The sequence below is a fragment of the Planococcus lenghuensis genome (assembly GCF_001999905.1).
GTDB lineage: Bacteria > Bacillota > Bacilli > Bacillales_A > Planococcaceae > Indiicoccus > Indiicoccus lenghuensis.
Genome location: NZ_CP019640.1, coordinates 3,206,239 through 3,226,961, shown reverse-complemented (window position 1 = coordinate 3,226,961; position 20,723 = coordinate 3,206,239). Strand labels below are relative to the sequence as shown.

20 protein-coding genes are annotated in these 20,723 nt (G+C 50.3%); 7 read left to right on the top strand and 13 right to left on the bottom strand.

Annotated elements, in window-relative coordinates; translation table 11 throughout:
- Positions 1-72 precede the first annotated feature (72 nt).
- Together B0X71_RS16350 and B0X71_RS16345 are read left to right on the top strand one after the other, a co-directional pair.
- Positions 73-1,533 (top strand): MDR family MFS transporter, encoded by a 1,461-nt coding sequence (locus B0X71_RS16350; RefSeq protein ID WP_077590424.1) that lies wholly within the window; start codon positions 73-75, stop codon positions 1,531-1,533.
- 65 nt (positions 1,534-1,598) lie between these two features.
- Positions 1,599-2,765 (top strand): TraB/GumN family protein, encoded by a 1,167-nt coding sequence (locus B0X71_RS16345; protein WP_077590423.1) that lies wholly within the window; start codon positions 1,599-1,601, stop codon positions 2,763-2,765.
- 166 nt (positions 2,766-2,931) lie between these two features.
- On the opposite strand, the gene B0X71_RS16340 is transcribed toward B0X71_RS16345, so the two are convergent.
- From B0X71_RS16340 to pxpB, 9 genes are all read right to left on the bottom strand, one after another.
- On the bottom strand, positions 2,932-3,663 hold the full coding sequence (locus B0X71_RS16340; protein ID WP_077590422.1) for a hypothetical protein: 732 nt from the start codon (positions 3,661-3,663) through the stop codon (positions 2,932-2,934).
- A 98-nt stretch (positions 3,664-3,761) separates the two neighbouring features.
- Entirely contained in the window at positions 3,762-4,256 is a 495-nt protein-coding gene (locus B0X71_RS16335; protein WP_077590421.1) for a DUF421 domain-containing protein, read from the bottom strand.
- A gap of 27 nt (positions 4,257-4,283) precedes the next feature.
- Positions 4,284-4,469 (bottom strand): DUF421 domain-containing protein, encoded by a 186-nt coding sequence (locus tag B0X71_RS16330; protein ID WP_077590420.1) that lies wholly within the window; start codon positions 4,467-4,469, stop codon positions 4,284-4,286.
- Positions 4,470-5,158: 689 nt separating this feature from the next.
- On the bottom strand, positions 5,159-6,295 hold the full coding sequence (locus tag B0X71_RS16320; protein ID WP_077590418.1) for a CDP-glycerol glycerophosphotransferase family protein: 1,137 nt from the start codon (positions 6,293-6,295) through the stop codon (positions 5,159-5,161).
- A gap of 43 nt (positions 6,296-6,338) precedes the next feature.
- Positions 6,339-6,737: a glycerol-3-phosphate cytidylyltransferase gene (tagD, locus tag B0X71_RS16315; protein WP_077590417.1), complete on the bottom strand. Its 399-nt coding sequence runs from the start codon at positions 6,735-6,737 to the stop codon at positions 6,339-6,341.
- 256 nt (positions 6,738-6,993) lie between these two features.
- Positions 6,994-8,184, bottom strand: a complete 1,191-nt coding sequence (locus B0X71_RS16310; protein ID WP_077590416.1) for an NRAMP family divalent metal transporter — start codon at positions 8,182-8,184, stop codon at positions 6,994-6,996.
- A gap of 23 nt (positions 8,185-8,207) precedes the next feature.
- Positions 8,208-8,978: a LamB/YcsF family protein gene (locus B0X71_RS16305; RefSeq protein ID WP_077590415.1), complete on the bottom strand. Its 771-nt coding sequence runs from the start codon at positions 8,976-8,978 to the stop codon at positions 8,208-8,210.
- Positions 8,975-9,964, bottom strand: coding sequence for a 5-oxoprolinase subunit C family protein (locus B0X71_RS16300; protein WP_077590414.1), 990 nt, complete (start codon positions 9,962-9,964; stop codon positions 8,975-8,977). The genes B0X71_RS16305 and B0X71_RS16300 overlap by 4 nt, the downstream gene beginning before the upstream one ends.
- Entirely contained in the window at positions 9,948-10,646 is a 699-nt protein-coding gene (pxpB, locus tag B0X71_RS16295) for a 5-oxoprolinase subunit PxpB (protein ID WP_077590413.1), read from the bottom strand. Before pxpB ends, B0X71_RS16300 begins: the two co-directional genes overlap by 17 nt.
- Before the next feature lie 113 nt (positions 10,647-10,759).
- Between pxpB and B0X71_RS16290 the strand changes: the two genes are divergently transcribed.
- The 3 genes from B0X71_RS16290 to B0X71_RS16280 all read left to right on the top strand — a co-directional run bounded on the left by B0X71_RS16290 (position 10,760) and on the right by B0X71_RS16280 (position 14,240).
- Entirely contained in the window at positions 10,760-11,086 is a 327-nt protein-coding gene (locus B0X71_RS16290) for a hypothetical protein (protein WP_077590412.1), read from the top strand.
- 272 nt (positions 11,087-11,358) lie between these two features.
- A complete protein-coding gene (locus B0X71_RS16285; RefSeq protein ID WP_077590411.1) occupies positions 11,359-12,573 on the top strand; it encodes a NupC/NupG family nucleoside CNT transporter in 1,215 nt (404 codons plus the stop codon).
- Positions 12,574-12,944: 371 nt separating this feature from the next.
- Positions 12,945-14,240: an NCS2 family permease gene (locus B0X71_RS16280; RefSeq protein ID WP_077590410.1), complete on the top strand. Its 1,296-nt coding sequence runs from the start codon at positions 12,945-12,947 to the stop codon at positions 14,238-14,240.
- A gap of 57 nt (positions 14,241-14,297) precedes the next feature.
- Here B0X71_RS16280 and B0X71_RS16275 read toward each other — a convergent pair whose 3' ends face one another.
- Both B0X71_RS16275 and B0X71_RS16270 read right to left on the bottom strand, forming a co-directional pair.
- Positions 14,298-14,789 (bottom strand): DUF948 domain-containing protein, encoded by a 492-nt coding sequence (locus tag B0X71_RS16275; RefSeq protein ID WP_077590409.1) that lies wholly within the window; start codon positions 14,787-14,789, stop codon positions 14,298-14,300.
- Positions 14,790-14,891: 102 nt separating this feature from the next.
- Positions 14,892-15,740, bottom strand: a complete 849-nt coding sequence (locus tag B0X71_RS16270) for a VOC family protein (RefSeq protein WP_077590408.1) — start codon at positions 15,738-15,740, stop codon at positions 14,892-14,894.
- A 415-nt stretch (positions 15,741-16,155) separates the two neighbouring features.
- On the opposite strand from B0X71_RS16270, the gene B0X71_RS16265 reads away from it, so the two are divergent.
- Positions 16,156-17,034 carry an alpha/beta fold hydrolase gene (locus B0X71_RS16265; protein ID WP_077590407.1) on the top strand — a complete coding sequence of 293 codons (879 nt, stop codon included), beginning with the start codon at positions 16,156-16,158 and terminating at the stop codon, positions 17,032-17,034.
- Between the two features lie 44 nt (positions 17,035-17,078).
- Here the strand turns inward: B0X71_RS16265 and hisJ are convergent, their stop codons facing one another.
- The gene (gene hisJ, locus B0X71_RS16260) at positions 17,079-17,873 is read right to left on the bottom strand and encodes a histidinol-phosphatase HisJ (RefSeq protein WP_198038640.1); all 795 of its coding nucleotides are present in this window, start codon (positions 17,871-17,873) and stop codon (positions 17,079-17,081) included.
- A gap of 133 nt (positions 17,874-18,006) precedes the next feature.
- On the opposite strand from hisJ, the gene B0X71_RS16255 reads away from it, so the two are divergent.
- Positions 18,007-18,834, top strand: a complete 828-nt coding sequence (locus tag B0X71_RS16255) for an ATP phosphoribosyltransferase regulatory subunit (RefSeq protein ID WP_077590405.1) — start codon at positions 18,007-18,009, stop codon at positions 18,832-18,834.
- Positions 18,835-19,030: 196 nt separating this feature from the next.
- Here the strand turns inward: B0X71_RS16255 and B0X71_RS16250 are convergent.
- Positions 19,031-20,403, bottom strand: a protein-coding gene (locus B0X71_RS16250; protein WP_156889851.1) for an IS3 family transposase whose coding sequence is annotated in 2 segments (ribosomal slippage) — positions 19,031-19,944 and positions 19,944-20,403 — 1,374 coding nt in all. Because the reading frame shifts where the segments join, the coding sequence is not laid out codon by codon here.
- Between the last annotated feature and the right edge of the window lie 320 nt (positions 20,404-20,723).

Below are 20,723 nucleotides of genomic sequence, written 5' to 3'. Positions count from 1 at the left end.
AAGTTCGTTTCCCGAAAAAACACTGCTTCTTTTGTGAAGACATGAGGAAGTTTAACAAAGAGGGTTTTAATTATGGTGAAAACAAATGCGGTTGAACCGCAGGAAATAAATAAAGTGCCGCTGCTGGCCGTCCTGATTGCAGGGGCGTTCATCGCTGTCTTGAATCAGACGCTGCTGGCCACGGCATTGCCGCCGATCATGGACGATCTCGAGATTGATGCAACCACTGCCCAGTGGCTGACGACCGGATTCATGCTCGTCAACGGTGTCATGATTCCAGTAACAGCATTCCTGATTGAACGGTTTTCAACGAGGAGTCTGTTCCTGACCGCCATGGGCCTGTTTGCGGTCGGGACCGTCATATGCGCCATTGCGCCGGGTTTTCCGGTTCTGCTGACAGGAAGGATTGTCCAGGCAGCCGGAGCAGGAATCATGATGCCGCTTATCATGACAGTGTTTTTTGTGATTTTCCCGATAGAAAAACGCGGCCAGGCGATGGGGCTCTTCGGTCTCGTCATCTCGTTTGCGCCGGCAATCGGACCGACGCTATCGGGCTGGGTTGTGCAACATTATCCGTGGCGGTCGCTTTTTTACATCATCATTCCGATTGCTTTGCTCAATCTTGTAGCAGCATACTATTTATTGAAAAATGTAACCGAGCAGTCCTATCCAAAGCTGGATGTTTTATCGGTCATCCTGTCGACACTCGGTTTTGGCGGCATTCTGTACGGCTTCAGCAGTGCAGGCGACTTCGGCTGGGGCAGCTGGCCGGTGCTGACCTCAATCGGGGTGGGGACAGTAACGCTGATCTGGTTCATCCGGCGGCAACTTCAGCTCAAACAGCCGCTGCTTGAATTTAAGGTGTTCCAGTATCGGGTGTTTACACTGGCGACCATTATTGGCATCATCGTGTTCGTCGCCATGATTTCCGGGGCGACCATCCTGCCGATTTACATGCAGCAGATGCACAATTTTACACCATTGGCATCCGGGCTGATGCTGCTTCCCGGCGCCATTGTGATGGGACTTTCAAATCCGATCACCGGCCGTATTTTCGATAAAGGCGGCGGCAAGTGGCTCTTAATCGGCGGCATGTCGCTTGTGACCATTACGACGTTCATGTTTTCCGATCTGTCGACAGAGACATCATTTACTTACCTTGCTGTCGTAAACGCGTTCCGGATGCTCGGTGTCGCGATGGTGATGATGCCGGCGACCACGGCCGGTCTCAATCAGCTTCCGGCGCGCCTTATCCCGCACGGAACAGCATTGAATAACACAATGCGCCAGGTATCCGGTTCGATCGGAACGGCACTCTTGGTCACCATTATGGCAAGCGCTGCACTGAATCCCGACGTCTATGGAGCTGAAGGAGCTGTCCGGGGCGTCAACGTTACATTCATGGCGGTCGGTGTCGCAAGTGCGATCGGAATTATCGTCGCCCTTCTTTTGCCAAACCCGAAAGGGAATAAGAGCATGCCCCAAGCGGCTGCCGACAGAGAAACTTCTCACGGACATGCGGAAGCTGATTGAAATCCGGCGTCCGTTCGTTCATTATTGAAATAGACAGAAAATCTTTCAAATAAAGGACGGCAACTATGCACGAAGAAAATGTGACCCGAATCGACTTAGATGGAAAAGAAGTAATTCTGATCGGCACTGCACATGTTTCGAAATTGAGTGCCGAACAGGTAAAAGAAGTGATTGAGCGGGAACGTCCGGATGCTGTCTGCATTGAACTGGATGAACAGCGCTATCAATCGGTCACGGATAAGAATAGATGGAAAGAGACGGATATCTTCAAAGTCATCCGGGGCGGGCAATCCTCGCTGCTGCTGATGAACTTGGCTGTCTCGTCATTCCAGAACCGGCTGGCGAAGCAATTCGGCATCTCGCCCGGACAGGAAATGATCCAAGGCATCGAGTCCGCGAAAGAAACAGGCGCGGAACTTGTACTCGCAGACCGCAATATCCAAGTGACGTTTTCACGCATTTGGGGCAATATCGGGTTCTGGGGCAAGTCTCAGCTCCTAACTTCCGTCTTCTACAGCATCTTCAGCCGGGAAGAGATTTCCGAGGAAGAACTCGAGAAAATGAAATCGCAGGATACGCTGAATGCCGCACTTGCGGAAATGACGAAGTCATTTCCGAAATTGAAAACACCGCTTATCGATGAACGGGATCAGTACCTGGCGCAGAAGATCAAAGAGGCGCCGGGGAATAAAGTGGTGGCTGTACTCGGCGCTGCTCACGTACCGGGAATCACAAAAGAAATCCACCGGGAACATGATTTAGCGGCGTTATCGCAGCGGCCACCGAAAGCGAAATGGCCGAAAGTCATCGGCTGGCTCATCCCGCTGTCGATTATCGCCATCATTGCGTATACGTTCATGACCAATCCGCAGGACGGGCTCTATCAGGCGATGAGCTGGATTCTATGGAACGGTGGACTGTCGGCGCTCGGTGCGGCGATTGCCTTCGCGCACCCGCTGGCCATTTTGACAGCATTCATCGCCGCACCGATTTCATCGCTCAATCCGCTGATTGCGGCAGGCTGGTTCGCCGGGTTCGCCCAGGCTTACTTCCGCCGGCCGAACGTTGGAGATTTCGAGCGGCTGTCAGAAGATGTATTTACAGTGAAAGGGTTCTGGGACAATAAAGTCACCCGGGTGCTGCTTGTCGTCGTCCTGTCGAATGTCGGCAGCTCGATCGGCACCTTCATCGGGGGAGCGGATGTTATCCGGGTTTTCCTTGAGAATTTATAAATATTCGATAGCAACAGCCTGCTGATCCATATGCGGATCAGCAGGCTGTTTTCGTTATATTGAAAGAGGACACATTTGAACACTTGCGAAGTGAGCCTGTTTATTTGCGAACCTGCCGGGTTTTTCTGTGTTTGCTGATCGATAATACGGTTACTTTGCTGTTGGCTCAATGGGTGAGCATGTAGAGGAATGCAATAAGAACCGCTCCTCCTGCGAATGCCCAATAATTGTGGGAGCTGCCTTCTCGCACATCATCCTTAAATGTATTAAAAAGAAGTCCGCCTGCCAAAAATGAGATACCGACTGCGGCAAAGGCTTCAGACGGGTTGAACAGAACTGCAGTCAGCCAGCCGGCAAAAATGGCGGCTACGAGGAACCACCTGCCGTACTTGTCATAGTCCTCCTCGTGAATAGCTTTCAGCGAGTGATCCGAGGCGATAAAATGGAGTCCCAATGCGATAAAGAAAACGATCATGGCCCAATAACTCTTGAAGTCCTGGATGACTAAAAGGTAACCGATGAAAAAATTATAGAAAAAGAAAGCGGCGATATGGACTGCGAACAACCCATTTCCAGTGTCTCCAGTCTTTTTTTTCCGCGCGCTCATCAATAGATCGAGTCCATAATAGATAAGCAGTCCGAGAAACGCAAGGGTATATGTGTATTCCTCGAAGAATGCCAGCCAGCTTTCTGATCCGATCAGCCGTTTCAATACATCATTATAATGAGCAAGCTCCGGAATGAGAAAGATGAATGAATAAGCGATGGTTGCGCCGCCAGCGAATGACAATAGTTTACTGCGCGGATCCTTAGTTGATAAGTTCAAGTATTTCTCGCTGAAGTGAAGAATAATCAAGCCGATGATGAACAATAAACTGATCCAATTTGTCGTTGTCATAAGTACACTCCTTTTTGTTGAGCTAGGTTAAATCTCTCCATTGCCCTTCTGCAAAATAGTTCTGCCTTTTGCTCTCAGGTGATACCTCAATCGGGTTGTTAATTGAGCTTGTCCCGCTGTATTTTATCATCCAGTTTCGTTTTTACCGAAAATCCCTTTTCCGGGCACCACTCGACGTACAGCAATTTCTCCAGTGGCGGATACCCGCGATTTTCCAATTGTTCGCGCAGCCAATTTTCCGACTTGCCCATCCGTTCCAGCATCTTTTCTTCGAGGTCCCCTTTATCGACCAAGAGATAGGTCACAGGGTCGTCCAGTGGTTTCAATCCCAGCATTTCCGGTGTTACGGATCCCTGCTTTTTGTATTTGTTCACGCTGAATTTCCCGCCTGGTTCCAAAATCAGGTCTTTTACTTCATCGATGGAGAAGATGCTTTGCTGGCGAAGCATTGACCGGACCTGTTCCATGTCCAATTCGTTCTTTCGCAATTCACTGTAATTGAATTCGCCATCTTTCATCAACACTGCGGCTTCTCCTTTAATCCAGATCCGGAATTTATCGGATTTTTCGGTCCCTAATTCGATTGCGTACATCAATACACCCCATACGACTACAGCGAACTATAGCTGCCAGATCGATGCGTTTTTTGCGTAAACCGTCTCTGTCAGCAGCCCTCCAAGCACAATGGCGTAAACAAAATCGAATGGTGTCACCTGAGACATCGTCTTCTTTCCAAGCAGCCGCGCCACTGCAACTAATGCAGCCAATCCCATGATTAATTTGACTGCAATTATGACATATGGCATTTAGATCATCTCCTGTTCGCTGATTTGGTTGAGTGGGTCTCACTTCATCAATAAACAGACCGGACTATTGCTTTTAATCTCTTTAAAAGGAATGAACAAGAGAGAAAGATTTTTCAAAGGAGACTGCAAAACATAATTCACCTTTAACTGAACATCTACTTTCCTGGGTCCGTTTCCTGTCCCATATCAAGAGGAACAATGACAGACCGAGTTGCTGTTTCTGTTGATTTCATCTCATCCGCTGCTCTGTGACTGCCGTGGCCTTGGTGCTGATTCATTAAATAGGATAAAAAAACCGCAAAGGATCCAATGACCCTTTGCGGCTTTGCAGGCAGCGCTATCGTCTGCCGCATTTTACCGAACTTATATTTAGAACTGTCAAATTGCTTTATTCCAGTTAACTTACATTCTACAGGGTTAGAAAACGTTGTATAATAATCTGGCCCAATAGGTTCGTCTAGGTTTTTATGCATATTGTCCCTGGAAAAACGATAACGTAACATCAATGGTTAATTTGATTGGTTGGCAATTGCTGATTAACGATGCGATTTATTTGGAAACGCTACACGGACAGTATGCAACATGTTAAAGGCCCGCTAATTCGTACTGGAATTAGCGGGAAGGGCAGCGTGGTCCTTTAGATTTCATGCGATTCAATCGAGCGGGTTACCGATATGCCCGTCGCTTTATTAGATTTTCCGGTTTCCGCGAATAAAATCTGTGATCCTTCTGGATGTCTGACCGTCCTGGTGGGCATGAAACAGGTCTTTAATCTCTTTTCGCTTGTCTGCGAAACTGTCGTTGGCATAACTTCTAGAAATAGCAGTCTGCAGCTCAGCATAACTCTGTGCTTTATGACCGGGCGTCCAGTAATCATATGGTTCAAGAAGCAAGCCCCGTGCCGCCCGGTACAAATCAAGGTCAGCATTCGTGAAGACGATCGGCCGGTCCAGCAACAGATAATCAAAGTAAATGCTTGAGTAATCAGTGATGAGCAGGTCGGTTTCCGGCAGCAGTTCATATAAATCGATGCCGTGCTGCTTCAGAAGCGATGATTGCAGGACAAGAATATTGTCCGATTTGAGTCTGCGGACCTTTTCCATCAGCACTTCCTCTTCCATCGGGTGCAATTTCACCATCAGCAGCATGTTTTGTTCTTCCAGCCATTGCAGGAATGCCGCTTCTTCTTCCAAGCTGCCGAAATTGAACAGATCCGGGCCGACTTTGCCTTCTGTCCGGTCCAGGTATCCTTGGCGGAAGGTCGGCATGTACAAGAGCACCCGGTCGAAGTCCTGCCTGATGTGCAGCTGGCCGATCAGACCGGCGGGTTCACGGAATAGCAAATCATTGCGCGGGTTGCCAAGAATACGGTGGCGGTAGAAATCGATATGCAGACAGGCATCAAGCTGGAGGGAATGCAATTTGGATGTGGTCATCAGGAAATCCATATTAAAGCGTTTGTTGACACTGTCGGCATCCGTCGTTTCCATTGACCCCATCGCTTTCAGCGGGATGCCGTGCCACAGCTCAATCATGAGCTGTCTTTTTTTGATCTTTTTCAGTCCGTGCGTCGATACAAGGATTTCGAACTGCGCTGTGTACACAAACAGCCGGATTTTCGGCAGCAGCTCGCTGATATGTTCAATCGGTTTGAGGAACGCAGCGCCATCCGTTGTATATACTATGTATTCTTCTTCTAATGCTTCACCAAGCACTTTTGTATTCGAACCGGAGGGATAGCTGTACTCGAGCAGCAGCACAGTACCCCGCTTGATCGGTACGAATACGGCCAGGAATGAAGCGATCCAGCGTGCCAATTGTGTCATCAAGGGTTTCCTTCACGCTCCTAACTGAGAAACGGCCCCGGACTTAGCCGGTGGAGCCGAATCCGAGGTCATCTTTGATCTTGCTTGTTGAAATTTCAGGTGTCCGGGGGAGATAGACGACTTCTGTATACTTCTTCAGAAAATCAAATTTTCCTTCCCAGTCATTTCCCATGACAAAACAATCAATATCGTATTTTTGAATGTCACGCGCTTTCTGATCCCAGCTTTCTTCCGGGATAACCAGATCGACATAGCGGATCGCATTTAAAAGCTGTTTTCGTTCTTCATATTTAAAGTAGCTTTCCTTTCCTTTAATAGCATTAAATTCATCTGTGGACAGCGCAACAACAAGAAAATCACCATGCTGTTTTGCCCGCTTCAGAATGTTGATATGGCCATAGTGCAGGAGATCGAATGTGCCGTACGTAATTACTTTTTTCATTAAAAAAAACCCCTTTCGTTTAAAATTCAAACGGCGGCAATTGGGATTTATCTGCACAAATAAAATGGACTGTGGGCAGAAAACTCTTCAATTGGACAATTTTGCATAACATAACGTGTAATACTACTGTATAACCAAAAAAGGGAGTTATTAAACCACTTTTATATACTTTTTAGTAGAACTTTAGCAAATAAGGCCCTGTTGCAGGGAGATTACTGCAACAGGGCCAGGAAGAACCTGCGTACATGACAGGCGTTTATGTGCGGAAGAGCTGCGGAATCCCGTTCATAAGTGCATAGGCTCCGAGAATGGCCATGGCTATCACGATAATTGCACCAAATGCCGTCATCCACACCGGGTGCTTGTACTCCCCAACAATATCAGCGCGGTGTGCAGCTACAAGCATGACACCAAGCGCAATCGGGAGAATCAGGCCATTCAGCGAACCGACCAGAATCAGGATCAGAACCGGACGCCCGATGGACACGAAGACAATGGTGGAGATGATGATAAATGAAATGATGAGCCAGCGATGATACTTCTCGAGTACAGGGCTGAATGTCCGGATAAATGAAACGGATGTATACGCTGCTCCGACGACGGAAGTGACAGCCGCCGACCACATGACCACGCCGAAGATCTTGTAGCCGACTTCGCCGGCCGCCAGCCGGAAAACCGATGCAGGCGGATTATCAGGATCCAGTGCCAGTCCTTGGGAAACAACGCCAAGAACAGCAAGAAACAGAAAGACCCGCATGATGGAAGCGACACCGATTGCATAGACGGAGCTCCGAGTCACTTCAGGAAGTGCAGCTTTACCGCTCAATCCGGCATCAATCAAGCGATGCCCGCCGGCAAATGTAATGTAGCCGCCGACTGTTCCGCCGACGAGCGTAACAATAGCGAGAATATCAATCGTATCAGGGGCGAATGTTCTGGCCACTGCTTCACCAACAGGCGGTTGGGCCGTGAACATCACATACAGGGTCAGCGCGATCATGATAAAGCCGAGCAGCTGGGCGAACCGGTCCATTGCCCGGCCGGCTTCCTTGATCAGAAAGATGCCGATCGCCAGAATGCCGCTCAGCAGTGCCCCCATTGCAGGAGAGATGCCGAACAATACATTCAGCCCCAAGCCCGCGCCGGCGATGTTCCCGATATTGAATGCAAGGCCACCCATGACAACCAGTACAGCCAGGAAGTAGCCAAGCCCTGGAAGAACGGCATTTGCGATGTCCTGTGCCCGCATTTCCGCCATGGCGATAATCCGCCAGATGTTCATCTGTGCGCCAATATCAATAATGATGGAAATTAAGATGACAAAACCGAATGATGCAAGAAGGGTTTCAGTAAAAACAGTGGTCTGAGTCAGGAATCCGGGTCCGATAGCGGAAGTGGCCATCAGAAATGCGGCTCCCAGTAAAATACTGCGGTTAGAATTTTTCATAAATGCTCCTTTTGCTTGATGGATTAAAGAACATCCCGTATTTTTGTGACGTCCACTCCGGCTTCTTTTAATGATGCTGAAATATGCATAGCAAAATCAAGTGCCGTCGGTTTATCGCCATGAATGCAGATCGTATCTGCCTGCAACCCGATATCCAGACCTTGAACAGAATGTACTTTTTGCTCCTTGACCATGCGGATGACCTGGTTTATGGCAGCCTCGGTATTGGTCAGTAACGCATTCGGTTCCGACCGGGAAGTGAGCGAGCCGTCCTGCTGGTATGTACGGTCTGCGAACACTTCGCTCGCTGTCCGGAGTCCGGTTTTATTCCCCGCCTTAATCAATTCGCTCCCCGACAAGCCGAATAAAATCAGCTGCGGGTCCACATCGTATACGGCTTCTGCAATTGCTTCTGAAAGGGAGGCATCCTTTGCGGCCATGTTATAGAAAGCACCGTGTGCTTTTACATGCTGCATCTGTGCACCTTCCGCTTTCACGAAACCCGCCAATGCCCCGATTTGATAAACCGTCAGTTCGTATGCTTCCCGGGGCGAAATATTCATCGTGCGCCTCCCAAACCCGGCTAGATCCTGAAGCCCCGGATGAGCGCCGATCCCGACATTTTTCTCGAGGGCGAGTTTTACGGTTTTTCGCATCGTCGGCGGGTCACCCGCATGGAACCCGCAGGCAATATTAGCCGATGTCACATAGTCCAGAATCTCCGCGTCCCGTCCCATTGAATAGGCACCGAAACTTTCTCCCATATCACAATTTATGTCCACTTGAAATGTCATATCCATTCCTCCTGCTTTAATCGAATTGAGGTCTTAAGCTGCCGGATCAGCTGTTCTTGTGCCCGGTAAAGCTGCTGGGCTTCTTCGAGGCTGATCTTCTGGAAGTGAAGCCGGTCGCCCGGTTTTAACTGAGCGACCAGCGGAAGATCGACAGAAGCGATTTGACCGATTTTCGGATAACCGCCAGTTGTTTGCCGGTCTGCCAATAAAACGATCGGATTGCCGTCCGGCGGAACTTGGACAGATCCGAACGCAACTGCTTCGGAGATCAATTCCTGGGTTTCTTCCAAATGCAATGACACACCTTCCAGCCGGCAGCCCATCCGGTCAGACTGGACCGATATGGAGAATGTCTCCTGGAAAAAATGATCTCTGCTCCGGCTGTCAAACAAGCTGAATTGTCTTCCCTCCATTACCTGAATCACCGGTTCAGCGGAGTAAGAAAGAGATGCAACAGACCAGCTGGGCTGACACACATTATTCTTGCTATGGGCAGCCAGGAGGGCGGATTGCCGGGAAGAGAGCCGGCCGGCAGTCAGTTCATCTCCCGCTTCAAGTGCCCGCCCTTTGAATCCGCCGATGCCCGCCCGCAGATACGTCGATTTACTGCCCATGATTTCCGGCACATCAATTCCCCCGGCAACCGCTAAATAAGCCCGGGTGCCAGTTCGCGGTGCGCCAAATGTTAATGTGCTGCCTTTTGGAACGAACAGCGGCCGCCACATTTTTGCATTCTGTCCATCGATTACCGGTGAGAGGTCTCCGCCGCATAACGCAATCATAGCGTCCTGCTCAAACTCAATCACCGGTCCTGCGAGCGTGATTTCGAGAGCCGCTTCGAATTCTGTGTTCCCTATGAGGATATTCGCAATGCGGAATGCATACGGATCCATGGCACCGTTTGTGATAACGCCGAATTTCTGCAAGCCATAGCGGCCTGAATCCTGGACCGTTGTCTGGAGGCCGCCTTTATTGATCTTCAGCATGGGACTGCTCCTTATATGCATAGTACTCATCCTTTGAAATTTCTTTGAATGTAATTGAATCGCCCGCCTGAAGAAGGCTTGGCACTTCATTTTCCGGTAAGAAAAGGCGGAGTGGAGTTCGGCCGATCAGCTGCCAGCCGCCAGGCGTCTCAATCGGATAAATACCGGTCTGTTTGCCCGCGATTCCGACTGTCCGTTCCGGAATGCGAAGGCGCGGTGAATCTTTTCGGGGTGCAGCGATTTGTTCCGGCATGCCGCCAAGGAAAGGGAAGCCAGGTGCGAAGCCGATCATATAGACGGAATATTCGCCGCTTGTATGCAAGCGGATGACATCCTCTTCAGTGAGATTGTTATGGGAAGCGACGAATGCTAAGTCCGGTCCGAATTCACCGCCATAGCATACCGGAATTTCAATCGTGCGTGCAGCCGGAAGCCGATTCTCTGCCAGCCGGTTCAGCAATGTCTGCAGCTGCTGAACTGCCAGCCGGTATGTAAGTAGCATGGGATCATAGAAGATGGCGACTGTTGTGAAGGCAGGAATGTATTCAAGAACCCAGGAAGGGGATTCTGATTCCAGTAAGGCTGTAATCATCCGGACCTGGCGCTGTGCATCGGAACCGATCTCAGAGGCGGCTTCGATCATGACTGCCCGGTCGCCAAGCGACGTAAATGTGTAAGTCATTTGCATATCTCCTTACGCAGAGTTTTCTGACTTCATTGACAAGTATACGGGTTTAGGGAATGAAGCGAAAGTGAATACTTAAATTAGAGCTAGTTTTGAAAGGAGCGGATACGATGCGGGAAACAGCAAAAGATATGCAGGAAGTGCTTGAGTTTGCAGATAAAGCGAAACAGGATGGCGTGAATGGCACGGCTTATCTGCTGGAGATCGATGGACAGCCGGGCGGTCCGGTTGTCGGGGATGAAGATGTCGGCAATCAGGCGACGCAGGCCGTTCGCCTCTTGCTAGAGACCGGGAATGGTTCATTTTACTATGCGGATGAATTCACGGATATGGAATTTTACAAAGAAGCCCTCAAGCAAATCGATCAATTATCGGATAAATTTCCGGTGGAGCGGATCAGCCAGGAAGAGATGGAAAAGAAACGGTCAGCGGAATGAGGCTCCCTGATGCTGCTTTTTGCAGTTTGACCGACACTCGATAGGCACAAATAAAATGAAAAACGCTGAACCTGCTTGTTAAGCTGAAAAGCCTTTTGGCACCGGCTTGACAAGCAGGTTCTTTTTTTATTGGTTTCGAGAGTTCACAAACCTTTCAAATTCTCATGCACCTAATTCACTAAATCGGTTGTCTGACGACCGACAACCAAGGAAAACCTGTTATACTCTCTTGTGGAAGCGTTTTAACTATCATTCAATCGAGGTGTAAATTTGTGAATTTCTTATGGGGAATCTTAGGGATTATCGTGGTACTCGGTATCGCGTTTTTATTGTCATCAAAACGCAAGTCGATCAACCCGCGCACGATTTTAGTGGGCTTGGCGATTCAGCTGTCATTTGCATTTGTCGTGCTGGAATGGGAAGCCGGAAGAGCGGCGCTCCAGACATTCGCTGAAGGCGTCCAGAATATCATTGATTATGCAGGTGAGGGAATTTCGTTTGTATTCGGTCCTGCAGCGAACGTAGAGGAGTTCGGATTTGTCTTTGCGTTTCAGGTGCTGACGATCATCATCTTCTTCTCGTCCTTAATTGCGGTGCTGTATCACTTGGGAATCATGCAGGTCATTATCAAATTATTGGGCGGATTGCTGGCTAAAATGCTTGGCACGAGCCGTCCGGAATCCATGTCGGCTGCTGCGAATATTTTCGTCGGCCAGACTGAAGCGCCGCTGGTTGTCCGGCCGTTCATCGGAAATATGACGCAATCGGAATTATTCGCTATCATGACAGGCGGTCTTGCGTCAGTCGCCGGCTCTACGCTTGCTGGTTATGCACTTCTCGGAGTTCCGCTTGAATATTTGCTTGCGGCGAGCTTTATGGCTGCGCCAGCCGGTCTGATCATGGCGAAAATGATTTTACCGGAAACAGAAGAACCAAAGCACACTGATCCTGTAGAACTTGAAAAAGACGAAGAAACCGTCAACGTTATCGACGCAGCCGCGCGCGGTGCAGGCGTCGGTCTGCAGCTCGCGCTTAATGTTGGCGCGATGCTCCTTGCCTTCATTGCATTGATCGCACTCGTCAACGGAATTATCGGCTTTATCGGTGAACCGTTCGGTTTTGGTGATCTGACACTGCAAGGCATTCTCGGTTTCATCTTTGCGCCGCTCGCGTTCGCAATTGGTGTTCCGTGGGATGAAGCCGTGCTGGCAGGAAGTTTTATCGGCCAGAAACTTGTGCTCAATGAATTTGTAGCCTACGCTGCGTTTGCGCCGATGATCGAAGAACTGTCACCGAAGACGGTGATCGTTGTATCGTTCGCTCTGTGTGGATTTGCCAACTTGAGCTCGCTCGCCATTCTGCTTGGCGGTCTTGGCGGTCTTGCACCATCCCGACGCCCGGATATTGCCCGCCTCGGCATGCGTGCCGTTGCAGCCGGTATGCTCGCATCACTTCTGAGCGCAGCGATTGCAGGTATGTTCGTTTAATTGAATGAAAGAGAATCGCCGGTCCGGAAACGGGCCGGCGATTTTTTAGTTCAAGAGAACGGGGCCAGGAACCTGGCTTTGGCAGGTGGAACCGGAATTTGGCGAATAGGTTGCCAGTTTTGGCGAATAGAACCGGAGTTTGGCGAATAGGTTGCCAGTTTTGGCGAATGGAACCGGAGTTTGGCGAATAACCCTCTACTTCTGGCAAATAGTCCCTAATCTCTGCTAATCTAAAATTTCCGCTTTTGACAGCCGGTAAGCTCTTCTCTTGACTTTTCTTTGCTCTGTCCCTAATATTATTTCTTGGCTTGCCTGATTTGTTTCAGGAAAAGCGGGTAGGGAGAGGGCTATTTTTTTAAGAAGGAATATGAATGAACAATTGGTTAAATAACCGATTCGGGCTGGAAAAGTACGGCACGAATGTGAAGACGGAAATCATGGCCGGACTGATCGGTTTTTTCACACTTATCTACATCATTGCCGTAAATTCACTGATTTTATCGGAAGCGGGAATCCCGCTGGAAGGCGCAATACTGGCAACGATTTTCGTATCGGTCGTCAGCGCATTTCTGATGGGCTTCTGGGCGAATGCGCCGATTCTGCTCGTTCCGGGCATGGGGATCAATGCGTTATTCGCTTATACGATGGTCCAGTCAATGGGACTGACGTGGCAGGAAGCGCTCGCTGCAGTATTCGTTTCCGGCCTGATTTTCATGCTGGTGGCGTTCACTCGCATGGGCGGGCTGCTGAGTGCGGCGATTCCGCATTCGCTCAAAGAAGCCATCACCGTCGGGCTCGGAATGTTCCTCATTCTCGTCGGTCTTGAAAAAGGCGGCATCGTGGAGCAGGGGGACGGCGTCATTCTCGTGCTTGGTTCACTGACGGATCCGTATGTGCAGGCGACAGCGCTGACTTTCCTGATTGCCATCATTTTATTTGTCCGCAATGTGCCGGGGAATTTCCTCATCACTGTCGTAGCCGGAACGATCATCGGTCTCCTGTTTGGAATCACCGGTGTGGGACAGGAACAGCAGCCATTTGTGTTATCCGATTACCTTGGCGTATTCGGTGCATTGTCGTTCGACAGCTTGCTGACGTTCCCGTTCTGGATTGCTGTGTTCTCACTGACCATGGTCCTTGTGTTTGAAAACATCGGACTTGTCCATGGCCATACGGCATTCATCGGCCGCCCGGAAGCGTATAAGAAATCATTTCAGGCGACGTCAATCTCGACGATGCTGTCCGGCATTTTCGGCACGAGCCCGACAGTGGCGACGGTGGAAACGACTGCAAGCACAGCGGCAGGGGGCCGGACCGGCCTTACAGCCATTGTGTTCGGGATTCTGTTTCTGCTATCGACGTTCTTCATCCCGCTTATTAAAGTGATTCCGGACAGTGCTATTGCGCCGATCCTGATCATCATTGGCGGGCTGATGCTGCAGAACATCCGTCACTTGGATCTGTCGGATTTCAGTGAGAGCTTCCCGGCATTGCTGATCATCGCGCTTATTCCGTTTACGTACAGCATCGCAGATGGAATCGCAGTCGGTTTCATCTTGTATCCGATTCTGAAAATCGCGATCGGCAAAGCGCGTGACGTATCGATTCCGCTATATATCATTGCTGCATTGTTCTTTATGAACTTCGTGTTTCATGCAATGGGCTAAATGAAAAAGGGTGACCCTAAAACTGGAGGGGTCACCCTTTTGTTATTCGCATGTGGATTAACGGATTCTATCTGATGGTTCTTCCCGGATGATGATCCGTTCCGAATGCGTCGTGTACGAATGGGGCTTCAATGTATTTGACTCTTTCACCAAATCAACAAGATCCATCGCTGTATCGACGAAGCGGTTCGTCTCTTTCTGCTGCTTGGGATCCCGGTCTGTCCGCTCGGTAATATGCGCTGTAATCGACCGAATGGAGGCGTTCAAATCCAGAACCGAGTTGACCGTACCTTTCACTGCATTGGTCAGTACAGAAATCGCTGTTGTTTTATACTTCATGTCATCTGTCAGTTCCTGCACATTATGCTGCAGGGCAGTCGTTTCCAATTGAAACCGGTCCATCCGTTCCTTCAGGTCATCCGCCGACTTCTTCATTTCTTTCATGGGTCCTTTGATCGCTTTCATTGACATGGCAGCAGCGATGATGACTGCCGCAATCCCCGCGACGATGATTCCGAGTGCTATGTAATACCACACTTCTTCTTCCATTCCGCATCCTCCTTCGACTCTGAACAAATTTTTATTACTATACCCGGAGAAAGGGAGATTCTAACATGGTCCGCCGAATCTCCGGGAAACTGTTTATCGTCATTAGACCAGAAGCTGTATTCGGTTGCCTGATGGATCTTCCGTCGTGAAGCCGTGATCCGCCTCGGAAACCGGTGCCTCCTTCGCTTTCAAACGCTCAATGATCTGGAGACGCGTGTTTTCATCCGGCAGCATAAGCGAGTAGGACGCCAGCCCGGCGCTGTGCGGCGAAGGGGGAGGTGCGCCGACTCCATTCCACGTATTGATCCCGATATGGTGATGATACTTCCCTGCAGAGATAAAGGAAGCCTGACTGCCGTATCGGCACACAATGTCCAGTCCGAGCCCCTCGGTGTAGAACTGTTCCGACCGCTGCAAGTCACCTGTATGCAGGTGAATGTGGCCTATTGCCGTATCCGCCGGCAAGCCTTGCCATTCTTTCGGTTCACTGTTCTCCAGCAAATCATCAAAATCGAGCGGATCAACCGTCATCACGACTTCTTCTCCATTCCATGTCCATTCATCGGGATCGCGGTCCCTGTAAATTTCAATGCCATTTCCGTCCGGATCAGAAAAATACAGGGCTTCACTGACCAGATGGTCGGAGGCACCGAACTGCAGGTCGATTTGCGTGAAGTGGCGGACGATTGCCGCAAGATCCGACCGTTCCGGCAGCAGAATAGCGAAATGATAAAGGCCGGTGGTGCGCGGCTGTTTCGGCGTGACGCCCTCCGGCTGTTCAAGAGACACTAAAACCGTCTTTCCATCCGCAGTAAGCTGGCCGGATGTTTCGGTCCGGTTTAGCACACTCAGTCCGATGACCGACGTATAGAACGCCAATGAGCGGTCGATATTCTGCACTTTCAAATTCACTTGGGAAACGTGCATGATGGGTTTTTGATGAAAACGCATTTGCATAGCCCTCCTTTTGTCGCTGTGTCTGCTACTAACATAGAGGAAGCGCGGACCGGAAGCAAAGGAAGTGTTCTCGTGGACGGAAAAAGCAATTGATCATTGGTGCTCCAGGAACTTCAGGGAACCTTGAATAAAATCGGAAATTTCGGGAATACTACGGTATCTTTTGCAAACTTACTTCAAGCAGTCCGGGATTTTCAGCGGGCCGGATTCGCCTGCAAGTAATCCCTGTAAATCCGCAAGCGGTTTTCCCGAACCCGCAAGTGTTGTGCGATACCGCTGCCTTCCATAGCGGAATTGCCGGTCTCCGACAGCTGCGTCCGCAGCCTTGAATGAGTTATTTATTTTCCGTAAAGGTTTTTTGTAATTCTATATCGAATTAAACAGCTATAAAGGAAAGAAGGGTGATGTAATGAGAGAGGCGCGTTATTTTCAGACCAGGAACGGCCTGCAGCTGGAATATTCAGTGGCCGGTACAGGGAGACCCATCCTCATGATGCATGGCGGCCATTCGAATTGTCAGGAAGAATTTGGCTATCAGGAATTAATGGATCAAGGCTATGCGATCATCACGCCTTCGCGTCCGGGTTATGGAAAGACCGACCGGTTAATCGGCAACAGTTTGAAATCTGCCTGCCGGGCCTACGCCGAATTGCTGGATCACTTGGAGGTGGAACGTGTGCATCTCGTCGCAATGTCTGCGGGCGGGCCAAGCGCCATCACCTTTGCGGCTCTTTATCCCGGCCGGGTGAGCAGTCTGACCCTGCAGTCGGCTGTCACAAAAGAATGGCTGACTCCTCAGGACAAGGAATATAAAGCAGCCCGAATTCTATTTCATCCGGCGCGCGAGAAATACAGTTGGAAGCTGGTCAGTCTCTGTACGAATCTTTCACCGAAATTTCTGTTCCGGCAAATGCTGCCGTCATTTAGCACGCTGAAATTAAAAGAGGTACAGCCCTATATACAAGAAGGGGATCTCGAGGCGTTCCGGAAAATGAACAGCCGGCAGCGTTCAGGCAGCGGCTTCTTTATCGATCTTCAGCAAACCGCCCAGCTGGATCCGGCCCATTCACGGCAAATCCGCTGCCCGGTTCTGATCATCCACAGCAAGCATGACCAGGCAGTCCGTCTGGATCACGCGTTGCATGCGAGCGGAGCGATTCCGGACGCGCTGATGCTTATCGTCGACACGTGGGGACATCTTATCTGGTTCGGGAAAGGCTCAGAACTGGTGCATCAGGAAACAGCCGCATTTTTAAGAGAGGCGGATATCCTGGTCGGCATTACGTGAACAATCAATCTTATTTTAAAAGGACCGCCGCAGCGGTCCTTTTGCTATAGCTTTTGCAATTCGTCATCGCCGGCAAAATACCTTCCGACGTCATCGGGATGATGGGCGTCAGATCCGGTCTGCAAAGGGGTTGAATACAGCCGGGCAATAGCCAGAATGTCTGCATCCGGATAAGCTTCGCCGTAATCCGCTTTGTCGATTCCGGCGAAATTATAATCGAGTGTAAAATCGTTTGTTTCTGCCTGCCGCAGCACGTCTTCCCAGTCGATCGGATCATCCGCTTTTACCCGCTTCCGGAATTTGTGGATTAAATTGATGTGACCGAGCACCGGCGGCGTCAAATCACCGAACGGCCGGGCGATGGCAAGGCGGAGTGTCCGCTCATATGCCCGGTACAATGATTGGACGCTGACTTCTTCCGCTTTTCTTTCAAACATTTCTGCGCTGTAGTCCAGGCAGAAATAGCCGTCATCGAGCTTCAGGAAATGCACGCTCAGAATTGAATGGCGGGCGGCGTCCGGATAAGCTGTCAGAAATGCGTTGGTGCCTTCTTCAAACCCTTCAATGTAGTCGACTTCAAACCCTGTCCGCACCTCGATTTGTCCGGTATACTTATCGGCAAGGCGGCGGCCTTCCGCCAGGTAAGCCGGCACGTCTTCCGCACGCATTGAGCTGTCCTGTCCCGGTACCGGATCGGCAAATCCTTCAGGCAGCGGGGCATGTTCTGTGAATGTAATAACTTCAAGTCCCAGCCCGATTGCTTTTTGGACATACTCTTCCATCGGCGCATCTGTTCCATGGGGACAGAAATGAGAGTGAACGTGTCCGTCGATTCGCATGGTGATCCCTCCTTTTGGTACCATGATCGTATAAGAATTTTTATGCCGTTGCAAAGAAAAATAAGATATGATACTATTTCACCTAATAAACACTTTAACAAGGTAGAGTGCTAAAGTAAAGGGAGTGCCTGTTATGACCGCCTTCATCTTCAATCCGTCATTGATTCGCCAGAAAGAGCAGGAAGTGGAATTTCTGACGTTTTTCCATTCGCATCATTTTGATGTCATTGATCTGCCGGTCGTGGAAGTGTTCGACTGGGCAGGCATGACACCGGACGATCTGCAGCTCATGCCAAGCCGTGAAACATGGGTGCAGAACGGAAAAGTTCATACGCTCCGCCATGATTGGACGAATGCCATTGTGCGTTACTTGCAGAAATACCGGCTGCAATCTGAACAAGTGGCCTATTCAGGTCCTGTTTACAAGAACGGGGAAGGCGCCCATCAGTTCGGCATGGAAGTGTTTTCCGATAACCCGGCAAGCCAGCAGCGGGGGCTTGCACTGCTGCTGGAATTTATCCAGAGACGGATGCAAAAAGATATCCGCACAGCGGTGATCAGCCATTATGCGCTGCTGAAATCGATTCTGACTACTGAACAGTATGAGAATCCGGACATTCGCCGGGCACTGTCCCAGCGCAGTATTTCCAGGCTCCGCCAGCTGCTCGGCGATCATCCGCTGCCGCAGCTGCTGGAATTGCAGCCGGAGTCCCAGCTTCATAAACTGCGCGAGTTGTTTCCGCAGCTCCAGCCGATCCTAGAAGAACTGGTCGACTGGGAAGAGGAGATCCGGAAATCCGGCATTGAAGCGGTGTATCCAGATATCACGGCTTTGCCTTCGCAGTCTTATTACGATGGCGCTTTCATTCAATTTTACGAGCCGGGCCGGACGACACCGTTCGCATCCGGCGGCCAATATACAGCCCAGTCGAAAGCTTTCGGCATGGGAATCTTCTATTAAATCTAAATAAGCATATTTATTCTATGCTTTTACAGATAATATGTGAGAATAAGCTCTTTTATCCGTTAAAAAGCTCACTAGGATACCTTCAGTTCTCTGTTCACGCAGCCCGCTCGCTTGCCGCGGACGAACGGTCGAGCCTCCTCATGCGCTCTGCGCATGCAGTGACCCCCAATTCTTGGACATGAATTTGCTTTCAGGCAGCGGCCTGTAGCTGGAGTCGGTAGTGAACCGGACTCCGGCCATTCAGTTTGCTCTTAATGCGCTTGCAGTTGTAGTACTCCATGTAGTCGGCCAATTCCCGTTCGAACTGCTCAACTGTCGCAAATGTCCGCTTATACAGAAATTCGGATTTCATGATGCCGAAGAAGTTCTCCATCACCGAATTATCCAAGCAGGTACCCTTTCGGGACATACTCTGGGTAATGTGGTTCGCCACAAGCGTTTCACGGTACGGCTCAATCCGGTAATGCCAGCCTTGGTCGGAATGCAGAAGAAGGTCATCGCCCGGTGTTAAGCGCTCGAGCGCTTGGTCCAGCATGGTGGACACCAGTTTGTAGGTTGGACGCGCGCCTAAGGTATACGTAATGATTTCACCGTTAAACAGATCCAGCACCGGTGACAGATACAGCTTCTGGCTGCACACTTTGAATTCCGTGATGTCGGTGGCCCATTTTTCGTTCGGCTGATCCGCTGTGAACTGGCGATCCAGAAGGTTCGGCGCCACATGGCTGCCTTTGCCGGGATACGAATTATACTTCCGGGTCCGTACCGGTCGAAAGGTGCTTTTCAATCCCAGTTCGCCCATGAGGCGCTGTACTTTTTTATGGTTCACCCGTATCCCCTGGTTCACCAGTTGATCACAGATGCGGCGATACCCGTAATTGCCGTCGTGTTCATCATAGATGGCCTGGATCTGTTCTTTGAGTGCCGCGTCCGGGTCTGGCCGGTTCATGCGCGCTACACATGCATAATAGGTGCTGCGGGCCATGCCCGCCACCTTGATCAGTTGATTCACCGGAAATTCATGCCTTAACTCGAAGACGGCTTGCGCCCGTTCTTGGTTGGTGATGACTCCTTTTTCTGAGCTAAGGCTCTCAGCTTTTTTGAATAGGCAAGCTCCATGCGCAGGCGCTCGTTCTCCGCCTCGGCAGCTGCCAACGCCTTTTCCAGTGCATCCTGCTGATCTGACGTCTTCCGTTGGTCCCGTTTCACCGCCGACTCCTCCTTCTCGAGGGAGAGGAGCGTCTCTGGCCGGTCCATTAGCTGCCGTTTCCAGCGAAGCACGGTCTGCGGGGAAGAGATATTGTACTTGACAGCCGTAGCCAGGAGGGAGGCGCCCGTCTCCATCATGTCCTTGAGTACGTCCAGTTTAAACGTAACCGAGTAGTTTGTACATGAAGAACGGAGCCGGAGACCATCCATCCCGTGCGCCCGATACAGACCAACCCACTTCCGGACTGATTTGTGATCAATCCCAATCTGTTCAGCGATGCCCCGATAGGAGGCATTCCCATTCAGATATTGCTGGACCGCTTCGAATTTTTCGGTTTCTGTGAATTTCCTCATTAGCACTGCACCTCCAATGTGGGTGTCCAACATTTGGGGTGCAGTGCAGCATTGCGGGGTCTCTTCCGTCCGGTCTTCCGCAGGCGACTCACCGAGCTGCTGCTCACAAAGCACAGTGAAAAAAGAAGACAATTTACAAGTGAGGAGGATTTGGAGTCCGCTGAACAAACCGACTCCAAAGTCCTTATGCCTGTCACTAGCTTCTTGTCCTTTTTCGGAAATCTCCTTCTCAGAAACAATTTTTTGAAAGGGAGAGCGAGAGACGGCGACTCCGACGGGATCAACGGGCTTGGCAAGACCCTGCAGATCGCAAAGCGATC

Excerpts from the sequence above, each read along its gene's own strand:
- B0X71_RS16350 (WP_077590424.1), top strand. The coding sequence starts at position 73 with ATGGTGAAAACAAATGCGGTTGAACCGCAGGAAATAAATAAAGTGCCG.
- B0X71_RS16345 (WP_077590423.1), top strand. The coding sequence starts at position 1,599 with ATGCACGAAGAAAATGTGACCCGAATCGACTTAGATGGAAAAGAAGTA.
- B0X71_RS16340 (WP_077590422.1), bottom strand. The coding sequence starts at position 3,663 with ATGACAACGACAAATTGGATCAGTTTATTGTTCATCATCGGCTTGATT.
- B0X71_RS16335 (WP_077590421.1), bottom strand. The coding sequence starts at position 4,256 with ATGTACGCAATCGAATTAGGGACCGAAAAATCCGATAAATTCCGGATC.
- B0X71_RS16330 (WP_077590420.1), bottom strand. The coding sequence starts at position 4,469 with ATGCCATATGTCATAATTGCAGTCAAATTAATCATGGGATTGGCTGCA.
- B0X71_RS16320 (WP_077590418.1), bottom strand. The coding sequence starts at position 6,295 with ATGACACAATTGGCACGCTGGATCGCTTCATTCCTGGCCGTATTCGTA.
- tagD (WP_077590417.1), bottom strand. The coding sequence starts at position 6,737 with ATGAAAAAAGTAATTACGTACGGCACATTCGATCTCCTGCACTATGGC.
- B0X71_RS16310 (WP_077590416.1), bottom strand. The coding sequence starts at position 8,184 with ATGAAAAATTCTAACCGCAGTATTTTACTGGGAGCCGCATTTCTGATG.
- B0X71_RS16305 (WP_077590415.1), bottom strand. The coding sequence starts at position 8,978 with ATGACATTTCAAGTGGACATAAATTGTGATATGGGAGAAAGTTTCGGT.
- B0X71_RS16300 (WP_077590414.1), bottom strand. The coding sequence starts at position 9,964 with ATGCTGAAGATCAATAAAGGCGGCCTCCAGACAACGGTCCAGGATTCA.
- pxpB (WP_077590413.1), bottom strand. The coding sequence starts at position 10,646 with ATGACTTACACATTTACGTCGCTTGGCGACCGGGCAGTCATGATCGAA.
- B0X71_RS16290 (WP_077590412.1), top strand. The coding sequence starts at position 10,760 with ATGCGGGAAACAGCAAAAGATATGCAGGAAGTGCTTGAGTTTGCAGAT.
- B0X71_RS16280 (WP_077590410.1), top strand. The coding sequence starts at position 12,945 with ATGAACAATTGGTTAAATAACCGATTCGGGCTGGAAAAGTACGGCACG.
- B0X71_RS16275 (WP_077590409.1), bottom strand. The coding sequence starts at position 14,789 with ATGGAAGAAGAAGTGTGGTATTACATAGCACTCGGAATCATCGTCGCG.
- B0X71_RS16270 (WP_077590408.1), bottom strand. The coding sequence starts at position 15,740 with ATGCGTTTTCATCAAAAACCCATCATGCACGTTTCCCAAGTGAATTTG.
- B0X71_RS16265 (WP_077590407.1), top strand. The coding sequence starts at position 16,156 with ATGAGAGAGGCGCGTTATTTTCAGACCAGGAACGGCCTGCAGCTGGAA.
- hisJ (WP_198038640.1), bottom strand. The coding sequence starts at position 17,873 with ATGCGAATCGACGGACACGTTCACTCTCATTTCTGTCCCCATGGAACA.
- B0X71_RS16255 (WP_077590405.1), top strand. The coding sequence starts at position 18,007 with ATGACCGCCTTCATCTTCAATCCGTCATTGATTCGCCAGAAAGAGCAG.